Origin of the sequence: Nitrococcus mobilis Nb-231 (assembly GCF_000153205.1) — a bacterium.
Lineage (GTDB): Bacteria > Pseudomonadota > Gammaproteobacteria > Nitrococcales > Nitrococcaceae > Nitrococcus > Nitrococcus mobilis.
The window spans coordinates 2,865,157-2,883,091 of record NZ_CH672427.1; the positions used below are offsets into that span (position 1 = coordinate 2,865,157).

At 60.5% G+C, this 17,935-nt stretch carries 20 protein-coding genes, 1 pseudogene and 1 riboswitch; of the genes and pseudogenes, 17 read left to right on the forward strand and 4 right to left on the reverse strand.

Features of this window, described 5'->3' with window-relative positions:
- Window positions 1-162 precede the first annotated feature (162 nt).
- The gene (locus NB231_RS13025; protein WP_005003619.1) at window positions 163-1,344 is read left to right on the forward strand and encodes a DesA family fatty acid desaturase; all 1,182 of its coding nucleotides are present in this window, start codon (window positions 163-165) and stop codon (window positions 1,342-1,344) included.
- Window positions 1,345-1,418: 74 nt separating this feature from the next.
- On the opposite strand, the gene rpmG is transcribed toward NB231_RS13025, so the two are convergent.
- Together rpmG and rpmB are read right to left on the reverse strand one after the other, a co-directional pair.
- Window positions 1,419-1,574, reverse strand: coding sequence for a 50S ribosomal protein L33 (gene rpmG, locus NB231_RS13030; protein WP_005003622.1), 156 nt, complete (start codon window positions 1,572-1,574; stop codon window positions 1,419-1,421).
- 11 nt (window positions 1,575-1,585) lie between these two features.
- Window positions 1,586-1,822 (reverse strand): 50S ribosomal protein L28, encoded by a 237-nt coding sequence (gene rpmB, locus NB231_RS13035; RefSeq protein WP_005003623.1) that lies wholly within the window; start codon window positions 1,820-1,822, stop codon window positions 1,586-1,588.
- Window positions 1,823-2,166: 344 nt separating this feature from the next.
- On the opposite strand from rpmB, the gene NB231_RS13040 reads away from it, so the two are divergent.
- The 5 genes from NB231_RS13040 (at window position 2,167) to NB231_RS13060 (ending at window position 4,757) form a co-directional block, all read left to right on the forward strand.
- Window positions 2,167-2,604, forward strand: a complete 438-nt coding sequence (locus tag NB231_RS13040; protein ID WP_005003625.1) for an Hsp20/alpha crystallin family protein — start codon at window positions 2,167-2,169, stop codon at window positions 2,602-2,604.
- Between the two features lie 74 nt (window positions 2,605-2,678).
- Entirely contained in the window at window positions 2,679-3,623 is a 945-nt protein-coding gene (locus tag NB231_RS13045; RefSeq protein ID WP_005003627.1) for a DnaJ C-terminal domain-containing protein, read from the forward strand.
- A 135-nt stretch (window positions 3,624-3,758) separates the two neighbouring features.
- On the forward strand, window positions 3,759-4,022 hold the full coding sequence (locus NB231_RS13050; protein WP_005003630.1) for a DUF883 family protein: 264 nt from the start codon (window positions 3,759-3,761) through the stop codon (window positions 4,020-4,022).
- Window positions 4,023-4,027: 5 nt separating this feature from the next.
- Window positions 4,028-4,468, forward strand: coding sequence for a phage holin family protein (locus NB231_RS17010; protein ID WP_005003631.1), 441 nt, complete (start codon window positions 4,028-4,030; stop codon window positions 4,466-4,468).
- A complete protein-coding gene (locus NB231_RS13060) occupies window positions 4,434-4,757 on the forward strand; it encodes a hypothetical protein (RefSeq protein WP_156777012.1) in 324 nt (107 codons plus the stop codon). The genes NB231_RS17010 and NB231_RS13060 overlap by 35 nt, the downstream gene beginning before the upstream one ends.
- Here the strand turns inward: NB231_RS13060 and thiC are convergent.
- Window positions 4,745-6,631: a phosphomethylpyrimidine synthase ThiC gene (gene thiC, locus NB231_RS13065; protein WP_005003639.1), complete on the reverse strand. Its 1,887-nt coding sequence runs from the start codon at window positions 6,629-6,631 to the stop codon at window positions 4,745-4,747. The two genes, NB231_RS13060 and thiC, sit on opposite strands and share 13 nt — an antisense overlap.
- A gap of 57 nt (window positions 6,632-6,688) precedes the next feature.
- A riboswitch (TPP riboswitch) is annotated at window positions 6,689-6,789 on the reverse strand.
- 142 nt (window positions 6,790-6,931) lie between these two features.
- Between thiC and NB231_RS13070 the strand changes: the two genes are divergently transcribed.
- On the forward strand, window positions 6,932-7,594 hold the full coding sequence (locus NB231_RS13070; protein ID WP_005003641.1) for a protein-L-isoaspartate O-methyltransferase family protein: 663 nt from the start codon (window positions 6,932-6,934) through the stop codon (window positions 7,592-7,594).
- Window positions 7,595-7,761: 167 nt separating this feature from the next.
- Window positions 7,762-9,132 (forward strand): TolC family outer membrane protein, encoded by a 1,371-nt coding sequence (locus tag NB231_RS13075; RefSeq protein WP_156777013.1) that lies wholly within the window; start codon window positions 7,762-7,764, stop codon window positions 9,130-9,132.
- Here NB231_RS13075 and waaA read toward each other — a convergent pair.
- The gene (gene waaA, locus NB231_RS13080) at window positions 9,107-10,417 is read right to left on the reverse strand and encodes a lipid IV(A) 3-deoxy-D-manno-octulosonic acid transferase (protein ID WP_005003644.1); all 1,311 of its coding nucleotides are present in this window, start codon (window positions 10,415-10,417) and stop codon (window positions 9,107-9,109) included. The two genes, NB231_RS13075 and waaA, sit on opposite strands and share 26 nt — an antisense overlap.
- Window positions 10,418-10,517: 100 nt before the next feature.
- On the opposite strand from waaA, the gene lpxL reads away from it, so the two are divergent.
- The 9 genes and pseudogenes from lpxL to NB231_RS20370 form a co-directional block, all read left to right on the forward strand.
- Window positions 10,518-11,465 carry an LpxL/LpxP family Kdo(2)-lipid IV(A) lauroyl/palmitoleoyl acyltransferase gene (gene lpxL, locus NB231_RS13085; protein ID WP_005003647.1) on the forward strand — a complete coding sequence of 316 codons (948 nt, stop codon included), beginning with the start codon at window positions 10,518-10,520 and terminating at the stop codon, window positions 11,463-11,465.
- Window positions 11,462-12,898, forward strand: coding sequence for a bifunctional D-glycero-beta-D-manno-heptose-7-phosphate kinase/D-glycero-beta-D-manno-heptose 1-phosphate adenylyltransferase HldE (gene hldE / locus NB231_RS13090; protein WP_005003650.1), 1,437 nt, complete (start codon window positions 11,462-11,464; stop codon window positions 12,896-12,898). The genes lpxL and hldE overlap by 4 nt, the downstream gene beginning before the upstream one ends.
- A gap of 153 nt (window positions 12,899-13,051) precedes the next feature.
- Window positions 13,052-13,684 (forward strand): polysaccharide deacetylase family protein, encoded by a 633-nt coding sequence (locus tag NB231_RS13095; protein WP_232210471.1) that lies wholly within the window; start codon window positions 13,052-13,054, stop codon window positions 13,682-13,684.
- Entirely contained in the window at window positions 13,681-13,932 is a 252-nt protein-coding gene (locus NB231_RS13100) for a glycosyltransferase family protein (RefSeq protein WP_005003654.1), read from the forward strand. Before NB231_RS13095 ends, NB231_RS13100 begins: the two co-directional genes overlap by 4 nt.
- Before the next feature lie 4 nt (window positions 13,933-13,936).
- Window positions 13,937-14,977 carry a glycosyltransferase family 9 protein gene (locus NB231_RS13105; protein WP_005003656.1) on the forward strand — a complete coding sequence of 347 codons (1,041 nt, stop codon included), beginning with the start codon at window positions 13,937-13,939 and terminating at the stop codon, window positions 14,975-14,977.
- Window positions 14,974-16,092: a glycosyltransferase gene (locus tag NB231_RS13110; RefSeq protein ID WP_005003658.1), complete on the forward strand. Its 1,119-nt coding sequence runs from the start codon at window positions 14,974-14,976 to the stop codon at window positions 16,090-16,092. The genes NB231_RS13105 and NB231_RS13110 overlap by 4 nt, the downstream gene beginning before the upstream one ends.
- A gap of 221 nt (window positions 16,093-16,313) precedes the next feature.
- A complete protein-coding gene (locus NB231_RS17920; RefSeq protein ID WP_005003668.1) occupies window positions 16,314-16,592 on the forward strand; it encodes a type II toxin-antitoxin system RelE/ParE family toxin in 279 nt (92 codons plus the stop codon).
- A gap of 12 nt (window positions 16,593-16,604) precedes the next feature.
- Window positions 16,605-16,901, forward strand: coding sequence for a HigA family addiction module antitoxin (locus NB231_RS13115; protein WP_005003671.1), 297 nt, complete (start codon window positions 16,605-16,607; stop codon window positions 16,899-16,901).
- A 629-nt stretch (window positions 16,902-17,530) separates the two neighbouring features.
- A pseudogene (locus NB231_RS20370) lies at window positions 17,531-17,686 on the forward strand (transposase); the annotation flags it as partial.
- Window positions 17,687-17,935: the final 249 nt, after the last annotated feature.

Genomic DNA, 17,935 nt, shown 5'->3' on the forward strand with positions numbered 1-17,935 from the left:
GTAGAAAATAGCTTAATGGAGTTTGGCGATGCGCTGATGCTGATGTGAACCATTCCATGGACGCTGGCTCCGTTTGGTCGTTATACTAAATAATTCTTAACTATGAAGAATCAACTGTTAATATCGTATAGTTAATTTTTCGTTACAAGGTATTTGCCGCTTATGTTGTACGGCCTATTCGAGTTGCCTGTGTGGGGTTATGTGCTAGTCACGCTCGGGTTGACCCACGTTACGATTGTTAGCGTGACCATCTACCTGCATCGCCATCAGGCCCATCGTGGCATGGATTTGCACCCGGCGATTGCGCACTTCTTCCGTTTTTGGTTGTGGTTGACTACGGGGATGGTCACCTCCGAGTGGGTGGCGGTACACCGCAAGCACCATGCCAAAGTCGAGACCGGGGACGACCCGCACAGTCCCCAGGTGCTTGGCCTCAACGAGGTGCTCTGGCGGGGGACGGAGCTCTATAAAGCGGCGGTAAAGGATCCGGAAATTGTCGCAGCCTATGCGCATGGAACCCCCAACGACTGGATCGAACGCCATGTTTACCGACCGTACTCGTATTGGGGTCTTGGGTTGATGCTGCTCATCGATCTGCTTTGTTTCGGTGTGGTAGGTCTTACTATTTGGGCCGTGCAGATGCTGTGGATTCCATTCTGGGCGGCCGGCGTAGTCAATGGCGTAGGGCATGCGCTCGGTTATCGAAACTTCGAGCCGCCGGATGCATCGACCAACATCATTCCGTTAGGCATCTTGATCGGTGGGGAGGAACTGCATAATAACCATCACGCGTTTCCGAGTTCGGCCAAATTCGCCAGCAAGCCTTGGGAGTTTGACATCGGCTGGATGTATATCCGGCTCTTGCAACACTTGCGCCTAGCTCGAGTCAAACGGGTCGCGCCACACCCGGCCATCCGGGATAAGGCCGAGGTGGATATGGAGACAGCTGCGGCGGTGGTGCGAGCCCGGATGCACGTTTTGGCGATTTACGCGCGCCAGGTATTACTGCCTACCTTACGGGAAGAGTTGCAGCGTGCTGATGCGTCCTGCCGGCGCCTGCTCAAACGGGGGCGGCGCGCACTGCTGCGTGAGCAGAGTCTGCTCGATCGCCGAGCCGAGGCACGGTTGGAGAATGCGCTAGCGCAGAGCCAGCGTCTGAAGACGGTGTATCAGTTCAGGTTGCGTTTGCAGCGACTATGGGGTAGCTCCAATCTCTCTCACGAAACGTTGCTAACCGGGTTGCGGGAGTGGTGTGCGCAAGCCGAGCTCAGCGGTATTCAGGCTCTCCAAGAGTTCGCTCGCGGCCTGCGTGGCTTTACGGTGGTGCATCCGGCACTACGCTAAAAGGACAATAAAACCGAGCGTAACCGACCGCGCCGTGCCCGGTTACGCTTGGTGTTCTTCGCGGCAGCCCAGAATTACTTCAGCTTCGCCTCTTTATAGATCACGTGCTTACGCACGACCGGATCGTATTTGCGAAACTCAAGCTTATTGGGTGTATTCCGCTTGTTCTTGCTCGTAGTATAGAAGTGGCCGGTTCCGGCTGACGACACAAGCTTGATCTTCTCGCGCATGGCAGCTTACCTCAGATTTTTTCTCCGCGCAGACGGATGTCCTTGAGCACCTGGGCTATACCGATTTTATCGATTATTCGCATGCCCTTGGAAGAGACACGCAACCGAACCCAGCGTTGCTCGGTTTCCACCCAAAAACGATGGTAGTGGAGGTTGGGTAGGAAACGGCGCTTAGTCTTGTTATTGGCATGTGAGACGTTATTACCGGTGGTCGGGCGCTTGCCCGTCACCTGGCAAACTTTAGCCATGGCTGCTGCCTCCTCCTATGGGGTTCCCGATGGTGTCGCATGGATTGCGTAGATAATAGTCGCCTGCCCAGATACCGTACGTTGCCCCGGCGTTTGCGAGTCCCGAGCATTGAGTGTCTGGGCGGGGCCGGATTTTCTCTTTGAAAAGGCCCGACTTTTTGAAATCGTGTCGGCTTCTGAACCCTGCTTAGAACGATCGATGTCCGCAGCCTTGTGAAAAGAGGGGTTTATACCAGCATGCGGGTCCGCGTTCAACCTTGCCTACCTTGAATTTTCAGGGCGCGCCACCATTTTGTGCGTAACGAGTACGACGCTGTGTCGAAATCATATCAAGGAGGTGCTTTATGGCCATTCGTCGTTACGAGCCTTGGACGTTGTTCAACGAGTTGAGCAAGGAGCTTTCACGGATCTATGAGGGGCCGCCCGGTACGGATTCCAGCAGCCTCGCCACAAGTGACTGGGTACCGGCGGTCGATATCCGCGAGGAGGCCGGGCACTATGTAATCGACGCCGATCTGCCAGGCGTTCGGCCCGATGACATTGAAATCAGCATGGAAAATGGCATGCTGACCATAAAGGGAAGTCGTCAAGCGCAATCCCAGGAGTCGGGACCGGATTACAAGCGCACCGAACGGGCCAGCGGCGTTTTTTATCGCCGCTTCAGTTTGCCGGATACGGCGGATGCCGAGCGCATCAGCGCGCGTAGCGAGCATGGGGTGCTGCAGGTTACGATTCCTAAGCAGGAAAAGCTGCAGCCTCGACGGGTCAAAGTCGAGGGTTGACGATCCCCACCTGCGCGGGTCCGCTCAAGCGGGCCCGTGTGAATGATTGTGAGGTTTAGCGCGCGGCCACGGTGATGGAGTATAAGGACTACTATAAAATCTTGGGCGTTTCAAAAGATGCATCCGGTGACGAGATCAAGCGCGCTTATCGCAAGCTTGCCCGTAAATATCATCCGGATGTCAGTAAAGCCCCGGATGCCGAGCAGCGGTTCAAAGAAGTCGCCGAGGCTTATGAGGCGCTTAAGGATCCGGACAAGCGGCGCGCCTACGACCAGCTCGGCAGCGATTGGCGTGCCGGCGAGCAGTTCCGACCGCCGCCCGATTGGCAATTCAGAGGGGAATCCGGCTCCGGGGGCTTCAGCGATTTCTTTGATACGTTGTTTGGTGGGAGCGGCGATTCGCCGTTTGATGAGATGTTCGGCGGCGCTACCCCCCCGAGGGGGAGTTTTGCCAGGCGCGGTGAGGATCAGCTAGCAAAGATCACGATAACCCTAGAGGAAGCCTACCACGGGACGACCCGCGCCATCACGATGGAAGGTCAGGAAATCGATGGTCAGGGCCGCGCCCGGCGGACCCAGCGTAATCTGCGGGTCCAGATTCCTAGCGGCGTCCGCGAGGGCCAGCGTATCCGCTTGGCAGGGCAGGGTGGTTCAGGGCTAGGCGATGCCGGCTCCGGCGATCTATTCCTCGAGGTTCATATCGCGCCGCATAAGCTTTATCGGCTGCACGGCAAGGATGTGCACCTCGAGCTGCCGATCGCACCCTGGGAGGCGGCGCTGGGCACGACGCTCAATGTGCCGACCCTCGGTGGTCGGGTAGATCTGAAGATTCCGGCAAATTCCCAAAGCGGTCGGCGACTGCGGTTGCGGGGGCGCGGTTTGCCGGGTGATCCACCGGGCGATCAATATCTGGAGCTGCGCATTGTTAATCCCCTCGTTCAAACTGAACGGGCGCGCGAGCTGTTCCGTGAGCTCGAGCGGGAGCTGGGCTTCAATCCGCGAGCCGGATTTGGAAAGTAGTAATACGCCAAGCTTGCGGGAGAAGGCTGCCTTGAAAAGACGCTGCGTATCCCCAATCTTACCTCCGGGCTTCAGGTGGTTCAGCGCTTGAGGCCGGGTAACTTTGAAACGTGGCCAGCGCGCAAGGAGACAGCTATGGCGACTAAAAATGTTCCTCCCACCAATACGCATCACACCACCGATCATTTTGCCAAAGTAGCGCATGAAGCGGTCGATCGCGCCGCTCGGCATGGTGCTCAAGCTGAAGAGCATTTGCGCGAGGCTGGGGATCATTATAGCGAGCAGTCGCGTCAGGCGATCGATTGGATGACCCGGTACATACACGAACATCCATACGCCGCCCTCGGCTGGGCCGTAGCCGGCGGTTTCGTCCTCGGAAAGCTGCTGCGGTCTCGCTGAGAATTATGACTAATAAGGCGGAGCCGGATGCGGAGCGTGCCTCTGCAGAGGAGGACTCAGGAGCTCCGCCGTTAAGTGAAATCGTCGGTGCGTTGCTCAGCGCAAGCCAGCGGTTCGTTCGGGATGTGGGCGAGTTGTTGGGGCTGGAGACGCGGCGGGCTTTCCAGGCGCTTGCTTGGATGGCGGCGCTGGCGGTATGGGCGGGATTGCTGGGAGCGGGCACGTGGTTCTTGCTGCTCGCGGCGGCCTACACGGCGTTGATTGATTCGGGGATGGTCAGCGCGGCCGCGCTTTTGCTGCTCGCCGGGCTCAACCTGCTGGGAGCAGTTCTGGGTATAGTCATAATTCGCCGCTTAAGTAGGGCGTTGTTGTTTCGAGCCGTTCGTCGAGTAGTACTCGGGGAGTCGAGATATGCGTCGGTTAAGCCGCAGAATACGGGAGTGTGAAGCCGCTATCGGCGTGGATCGCCGCAATCTCGCCACCGCGGTGAGTGCATTGCGAGCTGGCGTCCGCCGCCGTGCCGGTAGCCCGCGAGCATTGGGCGTGGCATTCGGCGGCGGTTTAGTGCTTGGCTTGTTCGAGGGCGGTCGGGTATCTGCCCACGCAAACTTCCCGAGCAGTGCGTCGATGGTCAAGCGCTTCGCACGCGAAGCGCTTTGGCCACTTGGGATGAGCGCACTGCGTGTTCAGCTCCGCCGTGTGCTCGATGACGGCGCTGCTGCTCAGCGCCGCTGATAGACTTCGGCATCGGAGTCTCGAAACTCGCGGGCTTTATCACGCAAACCCTGCTCGACCGCTTCCTGCGGATCGGCGATTTTGTTTTGCTCGGCGTATTCGCGTACCTCCTGAGAGATTTTCATCGAACAGAAACGGGGTCCGCACATAGAGCAGAAGTGCGCTAGCTTATGCGCTTCCTTGGGTAGCGTTGCATCGTGAAACGCTTGCGCACGCTCGGGATCCAACCCCAAGTTAAACTGATCCAACCAACGAAATTCGAAGCGCGCCTTGGATAGGGCATTATCACGCAGTTGCGCTGCGGGATGGCCTTTGGCGAGATCGGCGGCATGCGCAGCGATCTTGTAGGCCACGATCCCCTCGCGCACATCGTGCTTGTCCGGCAGCCCCAGATGCTCCTTGGGCGTGACGTAGCAGAGCATTGCGGTGCCGTACCAGCCGATCATGGCCGCGCCGATTGCCGAAGTGATGTGGTCATAGCCTGGGGCAATGTCGGTCGTGAGTGGCCCCAGGGTATAGAAAGGCGCCTCATCACATAGGCGCAGCTGCTCGGTCATGTTCTCATGGATGAGTTGCATGGGCACGTGGCCAGGCCCTTCGATCATGACTTGGCAGTCGTGGGCCCAGGCCACTTGCGTCAGCTCTCCGAGCGTACGAAGCTCGGCCATCTGCGCCGCGTCGTTGGCATCCGCAATGGATCCCGGCCGCAGGCCGTCGCCGAGGGAGAAGGCGACATCATAGGCGCTCATGATCGCGCAGATCTCTTCGAAGTGCTCGTAGAGAAAGCTTTCGCGGTGGTGGGCTAAGCACCACTTGGCCATGATCGAACCGCCGCGCGAGACGATGCCAGTGACGCGCCCGGCGGTCAGCGGCACAAAGGCGAGTCGTACACCGGCATGGATGGTGAAATAATCGACGCCCTGCTCAGCCTGCTCGATCAGTGTGTCTCGGAAGATCTCCCAACTTAGCTCTTCGGCTTTACCGTCCACTTTCTCCAAGGCCTGATAAATCGGTACCGTGCCGACCGGTACCGGCGAATTGCGCAGTACCCATTCCCGGGTCTCGTGGATGTGCTGCCCGGTGGACAGATCCATGATGGTGTCGGCGCCCCAACGCGTGGCCCAGACCATTTTTTCGACCTCTTCCTCGATAGACGAGGTCACGGCCGAATTCCCCATGTTGGCGTTGATTTTCACTAAGAAATTCCGGCCGATGATCATCGGTTCGGACTCGGGGTGGTTGATATTGGCCGGAATGATGGCGCGGCCACGCGCCACCTCGCTGCGTACGAACTCCGGCGTGATCCGCTCGGGAATCTGGGCGCCGAACGATTGGCCGGGATGGCATCGCGCAAGCCCGCTCGCCGTTTGATAGCGTTCCTGGAGTTGGTTTTCGCGAATGGCGATGTATTCCATCTCCGACGTAATGATGCCGCGGCGGGCATAATGCATTTGTGTGACGTTGCGGCCTGACTGGGCTCGGCGCGGTGCGCGGCTATGCGTAAAACGCAGCGCCACAGTGGCTGGATCGGACCCGCGCCGCTTCCCGTAGCGTGAGCTCGGGCCTTCGAGCTGCTCGCAGTCGCCACGCTCCTCGATCCAACCGGCCCGCATTGCCGGCAAACCGCGGCGCAAGTCTACCTGATGGCCGGGGTCGGTATAGGGTCCGGAAGTGTCGTAAAGATAAAATGGAGCGTTGTGCTCAGGGCCGGTCGCCGAGGGCGTATCCGTGAGTGTAACCTCGCGCATGGGTACCCGAAGGTCCGCACGCGAGCCCTCGACGTAGATTTTGCGCGAGTTTGGAAACGGGCGTAGCACGGACTCATCCAGCCGCCCGGTACGGCTGCCCGGGGACTCTTGGGATCTGGCGCTCATCGTGTTGCCTCCTTACACTGATCGCAGAATGACGACACGGGGTGGGCGCGGGTGATAATCCGGGTGCCGGAAGCTTCCCTACGCCGGTGCTAACCGGGTCAGGTTCCAAGGGACTCTCTCAGCCCCCGGTCTTACCGGGAGCACCCCCACTTCGTCGAACAAGCGCTGTCAGTTTGAACTCGATTGGCGGCACTGGCTAGTCTGATGTGCCGGCGTAGTGCAAGCAACCGCTTGCTTGGCCTGTGCAAACCTTCTAGGCTTAAGCGCTATTTGCGCTGGGGTTATAGAGACAGTGATACGATGGTCGAGCTGAATTTTGCACAGGCGCGGTTCAATATGGTCGAGCAGCAGGTTCGGCCGTGGGAAGTGCTCGACGAGCGCGTGCTCGAGGTGCTCGAATCTTTGCCACGCGAGGCGTTCGTTCCAAAGCATTATCGCAATCTGGCCTACGCCGATCTCCAGCTCCCATTGCCGTACGGTGAAGTGATGATGGAGCCACGGCTCGAGGCTCGTCTGCTGCAGGCGCTCACTCCACATCCTGATGAAAGCGTGCTCGAGATTGGTACGGGCACCGGTTTTCTAAGCGCCTGTCTAGCGCAACTGGTGAGTCAGGTAACGAGTGTGGACATTCAACCGGAGTTCTGCAAGTTGGCCGCGGCGCAGCTCTCCGCGCAAGCAATTCGCAACGTACGTCTCGAGGTGGGCGATGCGGCTCGGGGTTGGGGTGGCGGTCAGCGCTATGACATGATTGCGGTTACTGGGTCTTTACCCGAGCTGCATGAAAATTACCATCGCAGCCTGAGCATTGGGGGGCGGTTGTTCGTGATCGTGGGGGAGCGACCGATTATGGAAGCGTTGCTCATCACGCGGGTGGGAGAGGATCAGTGGGCTACCGAGAGCTTGCTGGACACCAGCATCCGCCCCCTGCGCAATGCGCGTAGAACGGTGCGCTTCGAGCTTTGAAGAGTTTGGCTGGCTTGGGCTTGCAAGTGCACTGTCTCAAATTTTCGCAGCCTTGGAGAACCAGCGGATGGTTATCTCATTCACGGAGTTGCTGTGGCGCGTCCTGAGTCGAACGGAGTTCATGTCGGAGTGGGGCGGCCTTGAGCGAGCATGGACGTGAGCGCTCGATGAGTAGTGTGAGCCCTGACGGGCCAAAGCCGGGTACGGCGGTGCGAGTTATAGCCAGCCGTATCGGTACGCGATTGGCGGGCTTGGTGCTCGCTTCCGCCAGCTTCTGCACCTACGCGGGTGATGATTTGCTCAGCCTCTATGGGGTGGCCCGCGTCAACAACCCCGTGCTCAGGCAGTCCTTGGCGAACTACCAAGCCGTGCAGGAGCGCTGGCCACAGGCCCTGGCCGGCTTACTGCCGAATATCAGCGTGCAAGCCAGCCGCGAGCGCGTTCATTTGGACCAGACAACCAGTTTCGCCAGCGTCGATACCTATTTCTTCAATACCCAATACAGTATCGATCTGACTCAGCCGATCTTCGATTACAGCGCCTACCAGCGCCTGGATCAGGCCGATGCCCAGATCGCCCAGGCGGCAGCCCAGGTGCACGCGGCCGAGCAGGACTTGATGTTTAGGTTGGCGCAACGCTACTTCGATGTGCTCGCGGGACGAGCCGACCTGAGCTTCGCCCGCTCCGATCTCAAGGCCATCGAGCGCCAGCTCGAGCAGGCGGGGCAGCGCTTCGAGGTCGGCCTGATCGCACATACCGCGGTGGAGGAAGCCCGCGCTCGGCGTGACTTGGCGGCGAGCCGGCTTATTCAGGCTGAAAATGAGGTGGCCAACCGGTTAGAAGCGGTGCGACAGGTCATCGGCAAGCAACCGCAGTCGCTGGCTGATCTGGTCCGTAAGCCCAAGCTGAAGGGACCGCAGCCGGCTGAGGAGGGGCGCTGGCAAGCCGCGGCGATAGAACAAAATTGGCAGCTAATCGCCGCGCGCAAAGGGGCGGAGGCAGCTATGGAGAATATCCAGGTGCAGCGCGGCGGGCATTTGCCGACCATCGGTTTGACGGCCAATGCCACGCATCAGGATACGGGCGGAGTCTTCGGCGGCACATCCGATCGGCAGAGCATTGGTGTTCGGGGCGAGTTGCCGATCTTTCAGGGCTTCGCGGTGAGTTCCAGAGTCAGCGAGGCGCAGGCGCGTTATACCCAATCCCGCGAGCAGCTCGAAGAAACCCGGCGCCGTGTCGGCCGGGAGACATCCAATGCCTATCGAGCGGTGCAGACCAGTATCCGGCAGGTACAAGCGCTACAGCAGGCGGTGGTGTCGAATCGCAGTGCACTGAAGGCGACCCAGGCGGGCTACGAGGCCGGAACCCGCACGATCGTCGATGTCCTCGACGCGCAAAGCAATCTATTTAGTGCCGAACGGGATTATCAGCAGGCCCAATATGCCTATCTCGTCAGCACGTTGCGGCTCAAACAGACGGCCGGCACGCTGGACCCGCAAGATCTAACGGCGGTCAACAGCCTGCTCGGTTCCCGCTGAGCCCGATAGTGGCAGGTGGTTCGGTCAGCAGCGGATGAATGGTTTCATAGAGCCGCTGCGTCGCTCCCTTGTTGACCTCGAGCTGTTGTCGCGCCCGCTCGCCTAGAGCGAGTCGGCGGCGCTTGTTGCCAAGCAAGTCTGCAACAGCTTGTGCGAGGAAAGCCGTATCGGTTACCCGCACCAATCCCTCTACGGCTTCCAGGCCGGCGACGAGTTCGGCACAGTTGGACACATGCGGTCCGACCAACACCGGTATGCCGAGTGCCGCGGGTTCAAGCACGTTGTGTCCGCCCGCGGCGACCAGGCTGCCGCCGACAAAAGCTACGTCGGCTGCTGCATAGAGCAGCGGCAGCTCGCCCATGGTATCGGCTAGATAGACCTGCGTTGTTGAACGGACGCGCTCCCTGGTGCTGCGCCGGGCTGTCTCCAGGCCGCTGCGGCGGCACAGCGTGGCGATGGCCTCGAAGCGCTCCGGATGGCGGGGCACCAGTATGAGGAGGGCCTGCGGGGCATATGCATGCATAGTCCGCTGCGCTTCCAATACCAGGGGTTCTTCCCCTTGATGAGTGCTCGCGGCGATCCAGACCGGGCGCTGTGGGTCTAATGCGGCGCGCAGCGCGTGGCCAGCCATCAGGCTGACCGCGCTGATTTCGAGATCGAATTTCATATTGCCGTTGATCTGCACTCGCTGCACGGGCGCGCCTAATGTCCGGAAGCGGCGCGCGTCTGCCTCGCTCTGGGCCGCGATGGTGTGGAAGGCGCCGAGGGCGGGTCGCAGCAAGCCGGCCACGCGCCGATAGCCGGCGGCCGAACGCGCCGATAGACGCGCGTTCGCCAGCACCACGGGGATGCCACGGCGTTGCGCGGTGGCCAGTAGATTGGGCCAGATTTCCGTTTCCATGACGACCACTAGCCGCGGTGCTACGCGACGGAAAAAGCGCGCCACTACATCCGGCAGATCGTAAGGCGCGTAGTAATGGCGTACACGTGTGCCGAGCAGGGCGCGCACGCGCTGCGAGCCTGTCGGCGTGGTGGTGGTGACCACGATGGGAATACCAGGGTGCTCCGTCAGCAAGCGCTCGATCAGTGGGGCCGCCGCGACAGTCTCGCCCACGGAGACGGCATGGATCCAGACAGGACGACCCGCGATCGCGGGGATCAAGGCGAAGCGCTCTGCCCAACGCCGCCGATAGGCCGGCGCGCGGCGGGAGCGAAGCAGCAAGCGTGCCAGGACGACTGGCAGGCTCAGATAGAGCAGGATCGAATAGAGGCTACGCCAATGCATCCGTGTGCTGGTCTCCTTGCCGATGGTGCCAGGGCTAGAACAGCCCCTCTCGCAAGGTCTGGTATACTCGACGTGGCCTCTTGATGGAAGCGATGCCAGGGTGAGTGAACGCCGAGCCCGGAAGATTTATGCGGCCCGTTATTGGTCGAGTTGGCTCGGCGTGGGTTTGTTGCGCTGCATCGCCTGCCTCCCTTTTCCCTGGGCGCTTGCGGTGGGTGATCTCTTAGGACGGTTGTCCTACTATCTCGTACCCTATCGGCGCCGTGTCGTTGAAGCCAATCTCGCCCTGTGCTTACCGGATCTTAACGTTGCCGAACGCGCGGCCTTGGTCCGGCAGAACCTGCGTTTTACCGGGCGTGGCTTGGTGGAGGTCGGTATCGCTTGGTGGGGTAATCCCACTCTCATCCACCGTTTGGGCCATTTCGAGGGGCTTGAATACCTAGCGCAGGCGTTGAGCGAAGGGCGCGGCGTCATTTTACTCGGCGCGCACTTTACTCCGCTGGAGCTCACCGGGCGCATCATGCTCACTCAGATCCCCTTTCAAGTCATCTATCGAGAGCACCGTAACCCGGTGATCGAGCATTGTATGCGCGAGAATCGCCGCCGCCACTACGAGCGCATCGTGTGGCGTCGCGACCTGCGCAGTCTGGTGCGGGCGCTGCGTGAGCGGCGGGTCATCTGGTATCCACCGGATCAGGACTACGGGCGTCCACACTCGGTTTTCGCACCGTTTTTCGGTATTCCCGCAGCAACGCTTACCGCCACCGCGCGGCTCGTCCGACTCACCGGCGCGGCGGTCATTCCCATCTACGGCACGGCTCGGAAATCCGGTGACGGCTACACGATCCGCTTGTATCCGCCGTTGTGGGATTTTCCCTCGGGGGATGACAAGCAAGATGCCACCCGGCTCAATGCTGTGCTCGAGACTGCAATTCGTCGCCACCCCGAGCAGTATTATTGGGTGCATCGGCGTTTCAAAACACGCCCCGATGGCGCTTTGGGGCCTTACCCGATTCGCCGGCGCAAGCGGCTGCGACACAAACCATGAGAATCCCCGATTTTCACGAGCTTAACGTTTTGGTCGCAGGCGATGCCATGCTGGATCGCTATTGGTACGGTGAGGCCGGCCGTATTTCTCCCGAGGCACCGGTGCCGGTCGTGGCTATAGCCCGCAGCGAAAATCGCCCGGGCGGGGCCGCCAATGTTGCGCTGGCGCTCGCCGCACTCGGGGTCCAGACAACTCTTGTGGCTCCGATCGGTCACGATGAGGCGGGGACGGTGTTGCGCGGGCTGCTGGCCGCTGCCGGGGTCAGAACGCATTGGCTCGAGCAGCCGACCGGCACCACCATCACCAAGCTGCGGATAATCAGTCAACACCAGCAGATGCTGCGAGTCGATTTCGAGGGCTCAGCAGCGGCGGTTGCGGGGGTCTCGCCGGAGATCCTGGGGCAGAGCCTTTCCCGCGTGGATGCGGTCATATTCTCCGATTACGCCAAGGGAGCGCTGGCGCAGGTGGCGCCGCTGATTCATGCTTGTCGAGAAGCCGGACGACCGGTGTTGATCGATCCCAAGCGCTCGGAGTTCGCAGCGTACGCCGGTGCCAGTGTTCTCACTCCGAACCGCGCCGAGTTCGAGCGCATGGTTGGGCGCTGCGGCTCTGAGTTCGAGCGGGTCGAGCGCGCCCGCGAGTTGCTGTTGCGATTGGATCTCACGGCGATGCTGCTTACTCGGGGCGAGGAAGGAATGACCTTGATTGAACGCGATCGGGAAGCAGTCCATATCGCCGCGCGGGCCCAGGAAGTATTCGACGTGACGGGTGCGGGTGATACGGTGGTGGCCGTCCTCGGTGCCGCGCTAGCAGCGGGGGAGGAACTGGCGCAGGCGGCGGCGCTGGCCAATCTCGCCGCGGGCGTAGTCGTGGGGAAGCTTGGCACGGCCACGGTCAGTCTGACCGAGCTGCATGCGGCGGCGCAGCGCTGGCTTCCAGCAGCCGACGGCCCCTGCGGTATCGTTACCGAGGGCGAGCTGATCGCTTTGATGGACGGGCTGCGCCAGCGCCAGGATGTCGTGGTCATGACTAATGGCTGCTTCGATATCCTGCATCCCGGGCACATCGCCTACCTCGAGCAAGCCAAAGCCTGCGGGGACTGGCTGATCGTAGCGGTGAACGACGATGATTCGGTGCGCCGCCTCAAAGGCCGCGGTCGACCCATCAATCCGTTGGCGCAGCGGATGGCGGTTTTAGCCGGTTTGGCTGCGGTGGACTGGGTGGTGTCGTTCAGCGAGGATACGCCGGTACGCTTGATCGAGGCGATCGGTCCGGATGTGCTCGTCAAAGGGGGTGATTATCGGTTGGAGGAGGTGGCGGGTCACGAAGGAGTGCTTGCCCGGGGTGGGCAGGTACGGCTCCTGCCGCTCGAAGGCGGCTACTCGACCACCGGCATCGTGGAGCGAATCTATCGCGGCGGTAGCCGGCGCTGACCGCGGGTATCGAAGAGAACAAGCATGGCGGCGCCTCGCTCAGCACAAGCCAAACCCGCGGTTTCCATTTTGAGGTACCACCAGGTGGGCTATTTTGCGGCGCCGCGTCGGCACCGAACGTGCTACTGTCACGTACGCCGCTTCCGCTCGCAGATGAACTATCTCAAGTCCTTCGACTATAACGTCATCAGCCTGGATGAAGCGGTAGCCGGGCTGTTCGATGATCGTCCATTGCCGCCCCGGTCGGTAGTGCTCACCTTCGATGATGGCTATGAAGGCTTTCATGAGCATGCTTTCCCTATTCTTGCGCAGCATGGTTTCACCGCTACGATTTTCATCGTAACGGGCTTAGTGGGTCGCTGTGCCGAGTGGCTAAGCGCCGACCAAGTGAAGGCGCCGCTGATGTCGGCGGAGACTCTATGCGAGCTGCACCGCGCGGGGATCACATTCGGCTCGCACAGCAACACTCATCCTCGGCTCTCCGGTCTCTCCGTGTCCAAGCAGCGCGACCAGATTTTCCGCAGTAAAGCGGTGTTGGAGGAATTGCTGGCGGAAGAGGTGCGGCATTTCTGCTATCCCTATGGCGATTATGGGCGACAAACCCGGGAGTTGGTGGAAGAGGCCGACTACGCTAGCGCCTTGACTTGTTTGCGCGGCGCGGCGAACACTGCGCCCAATCGCTTTGAGATCCCGCGTAAGGCGATCTCGTTCGGCGATAATCTGGTCGGTTATTTTTGGAAGCTGCATATGAAGCATCAACGCAAGGTTCAGCCTGCCGATCGATGAAGTCGCTGCACATCCTCGGCAATCGCCAGTTGGGCGGGGCGGAGCGGTTTTATATCCGCCTGCTCCAGGCATTGAATGTGCCTGGGCACGAAACGATCGTCGCTAACCACGCCGGTCGCCCGGTCGCAACGCTCCTGGAGCGTCTCGGCGTGCCCCAGCGCCATCTCCCGTTCGTCAATAAAGGGGATGCGTTCTCTGTCCTGCGTTTGCGCCACCTTGGCCGCGCCGGAGCACTGGCAGTGGTGTAGCGGTATGAATCGCATCCTCATCATTCGGCTCTCGGCGATCGGTGATATCGTCATGGCCTCTGGGCTGATTCCGGCGTTGCGCCGCAAGTGGCCGCATGCCCATTTAGCGTGGTTGGCCGAGCCACCGGGGGCAAGCTTACTCGAGGCGAATCCGCGCTTGGACGAGGTGATCGTCTGGCCGCGGGCACAGTGGCGGCGACTGCGCGCCGAGCGGCGCTATCCTGAGCTGTTGGGCTCGATCCGCCGTTTCGTAGGTGGGCTGCGTGCGCGTCACTATGATCTGGTGTTGGATCTCCAAGGGCTGGCCAAAAGCGCGCTGTGGGCTTGGCTCAGTGGCGCGCCGCAGCGCATCGGCCTCGCCTCGCGTGAGGGCAGTCGGGGACTGATGACCCAGGTGCTCCAGCCGCCCCGCTCCGACCCCCGTATCGGTTCCGAATACCGCTACCTTGCCGAATGGTTCGGTATCACGGCGAGTTGTTTCCCAATGGATCTGGCACTGACCGCGGCCGATCGGCAGGGCGTGCGTGAGGCATTGGCCCGCCACGCGCTCGAGGGTGACTACGCGGTGCTGTGTCCGTTCACGACCCGGCTGCAGAAGCATTGGTTCGATGAATCCTGGCGTGAGCTGGCTGAGGTGCTCGCCGCGCGGTTCGGGCTGGCGTCGGTACTGCTGGGTGGTCCAGAGGTGCGCGGGAGGGGTGAGCGGATTGCTTGCGAGACGGGCGTTCCTCTGGTGAACCTAGCCGGTGCCCTGACCTTGCGGGAGAGTGCGGCCGCCATCGCCGGGGCGCGGCTTTTAGTCGGTGTCGATACGGGCCTGACCCACATCGGCACGGCCGCCGGCATACCCACGGTGGCGCTGTTCGGCTCCACCCGCCCCTATCTCGAGACGGACAGCCCTTTGACGCGGGTGCTCTATGGGGCGCTGTGGTGTTCGCCTTGCCGGCGCCGGCCGATCTGTGGCGGAGCCTACAGTTGCATGCGTCTGCATCGCCCCGCGCAGGTGCTCGCCGCGGTGCAATCGCTGCTGGAGGCAGCGCGGTGAAGGTGCTGCATGTCGAAAGCGGCCGGCATCTCTACGGTGGTGCACTGCAGGTGCTATTTTTGCTGCGCGGCTTGCAGGGCCTCGTCACCGAGCAAGTCCTGGTTTGTCCGCCAGACAGTGCCATTCGGCAACGGGGTGGGGCTTACGCGGATCGGGTCCACGCTGTTCCCATGCGGGGTGACGGCGATCTTCTCCTGATCCCCCGTCTGCGGCGCGTTCTCCGCACCGAGCAGCCCGATCTGGTGCACCTGCATAGCCGTCGTGGGGCCGATGTCCTGGGCGGCATCGCGGCCCGACTCGCCGGTATCCCTGTGATTGTCAGTCGCCGGGTCGACAATCCTGAACCGCGCTGGCAGGTTGCCGTGAAATACCGGCTCCACTCGCATGTGGTGACTATTTCAGAGGCGATCCGGCAGGTTTTATTGGCCGCGGGCTTACCCTCGGAGAAGGTAACCTGTGTGCCGAGTGCGGTGGATAGCGAGCTCTACCGACCTCAGGCGGAGTATGCTTGGTTCCGCCAGACGTTCGCCTTGAGCCGCGACGAGCGCACAGTGGGTATGGTCGCGCAGTTCATCCCGCGCAAGGGGCATCGGGTGTTGCTGGAGGCGATCCCGCAAGTGTTGCGCCGACACCCGCAGACGCGCTTTCTGCTCTTTGGTCAGGGACCGCGGCAAAGCGCAATTCGCCGCAGCGCCGAGCGGCAAGGGTGGGCGCAGCGCGTCGTATTCGCCGGCTGTCGCGACGATCTGCCGCGAATATTGCCTTGCCTGGATCTGTTGGTGCACCCGGCGTTTTTGGAGGGGTTGGGAGTCAGCCTGCTGCAGGCCGCTGCCTGTGGTCTGCCTGTGGTGGCAAGCCGCGTCGGCGGCATTCCCGAGGTCGTGCGGCCCGGCGAGAACGGTGAGCTTGTGGCACCCGGCGACGCCGAGCAGCTCGCTGTTGCCATCAACCGCTTGCTTGCCGACCGAGAGTTGGCCGCCCGGTACGGTCAGGCCGGGCGCGAGCGAGTGTTGCGCTCGTTCTCGATCCGGGCGATGGCCGAAGGCAACGCCGCTGTCTATGCGCGGGTGCTGGGGCGGACTCGAGCCTTGCCAAGCCATCCCGGACTCGCTTGAGAATACTTCTCGTCGCTTGGCTGGAAACGAGCTTCCCTCATGGCCGCGGTGCTGATCGCCTGCAGCGAGCTTACCGCTGCCCCGGCTGCCGTTTCTCGTTAGTATATCGTGAGATCGCGACGCGGCTGACGCCATGCGGCTGATAGCTGGCGATAAGTTCTCTCGCAGGGAACGTAACCTGAAAGGTTGCACAGTGTAACCGTATCGGTTTCACTCCTTGAATGATCAGAAGCTTTGCTCACAAAGGCCTGGAGCGATTCTACCAAACGGGTGGCAAATCGGGCATTCAGGCAGAACATGCTACGCGACTGCGGCTAATCCTCTCTAACTTGGATCAAGCGGAAGGTCCGAAGGACATGAATTTACCCGGTCTTAGATTGTATGAACTTAAAGGTAATCGTGAGGGCATTTGGACGGTTAAGGTCAGTGGCAACTGGTGCGTGACGTTTCGCTTTGTGGGCCGTGATGTAGAAACTGTGAATTACGAAGATTACCATTGACGAGGTTGGCTCATGAATATGCATAACCCCGCCCATCCGGGTGAGATTCTAAGAGAACTGCTAATTGAGCCTCTGGGACTGTCTATTACCGAGGCTGCCCGCCATTTGGGCATCAGCCGAAAGACCCTTTCCAAGGTGCTCAACGGTCGTGGCATGGTTACGCCGGAGATGGCGCTGCGGCTTGAAATGACATTCAGTAAGCCGAATGCGACCCACTGGCTCAGATTGCAAAACGCCTATGATCTCTGGCAAACCCGGCAACATTGTGCCGCTATCCACGTTACGCCTGTTGAAACCCGTGTTGCTTAATCTCTCTGTATCTCTCTGTTTGCCCAGCAGTTGCCGGCGGCTGAGCCCTCGCGATTGGATGCCGCTTGCCACGAAAACAGAATGAACCGCCGAATCCAGGCGACGTAGGCCCAATCGATCCGAATGCCGTATTGCTTGAACCGTATGCGATCACGCACTCGATCCAACAACAAACGCGGCCTCCCGACATGTCCGTTCTCCATCCGCGGTTATTGTCCGAGTTGCCACACACATCTCCATGTGTCTCAATGCGGTAGACGGAACGGGCTAAGAATATAGGACAATTTTGTCTGCGGATGGACGTATGTGGGGTCGACATTGATTTAATTTAAGTGATTAGAATCATGCGATTACAAGAGCTTTTCGTAACTTCTCATTAAGTCCGGGCGTAATGTGTGCGGGGTGGCGGAGGTAAGATTACGGTCGTGCATTAAATGCAAAATTATCAAGTGCTTATTGTTGATGGTAAGCAACGAACCACTCTCTTCAATGTCTTCTTGCCCGGACTTAATGAGAAGTTACAGCTTTTCGTAGTAATTCTCATCCTGTTCTGCGCGCATTCGTCTACAGAAGATAGGCTGAACCGCCCCGACTTTCCCGGAGGCTCCAACTCTTGAGAGGATGGAGCTATGAAAACCTTGACGAAGTATTCACCTGAAGTCCGGGAGCGTGCTGTGCGGCTGGTGTTTGAACACCGTGCTGAGTACGAATCACAGTGGGCGGCGGTCTGCTCCATCGCCGGCAAAATCGGCTGCACGGCTGAGACGTTACGTCGCTGGGTGCGCCACGTGCTCGCACATGCAAATGGCCGCCTGGATCTAGCTAAGGAGGACACTCGCCGGAGTCTGGAGACGTGGTGCGGCGAGAACCGTGGGTTGTCTGCGTACTTCGATCTGCTGATTGTGTCCGCTGATTACACCCGAGCGGCGCAGATATTGGTTACAGACACCTTGTCCAATCTGAGAAACCGGGTGCGCGCAGAGTTTTCCGGCTAACCCCGCAATCGGCCGGAGCGCCAAACGGCGGTGCTCTTG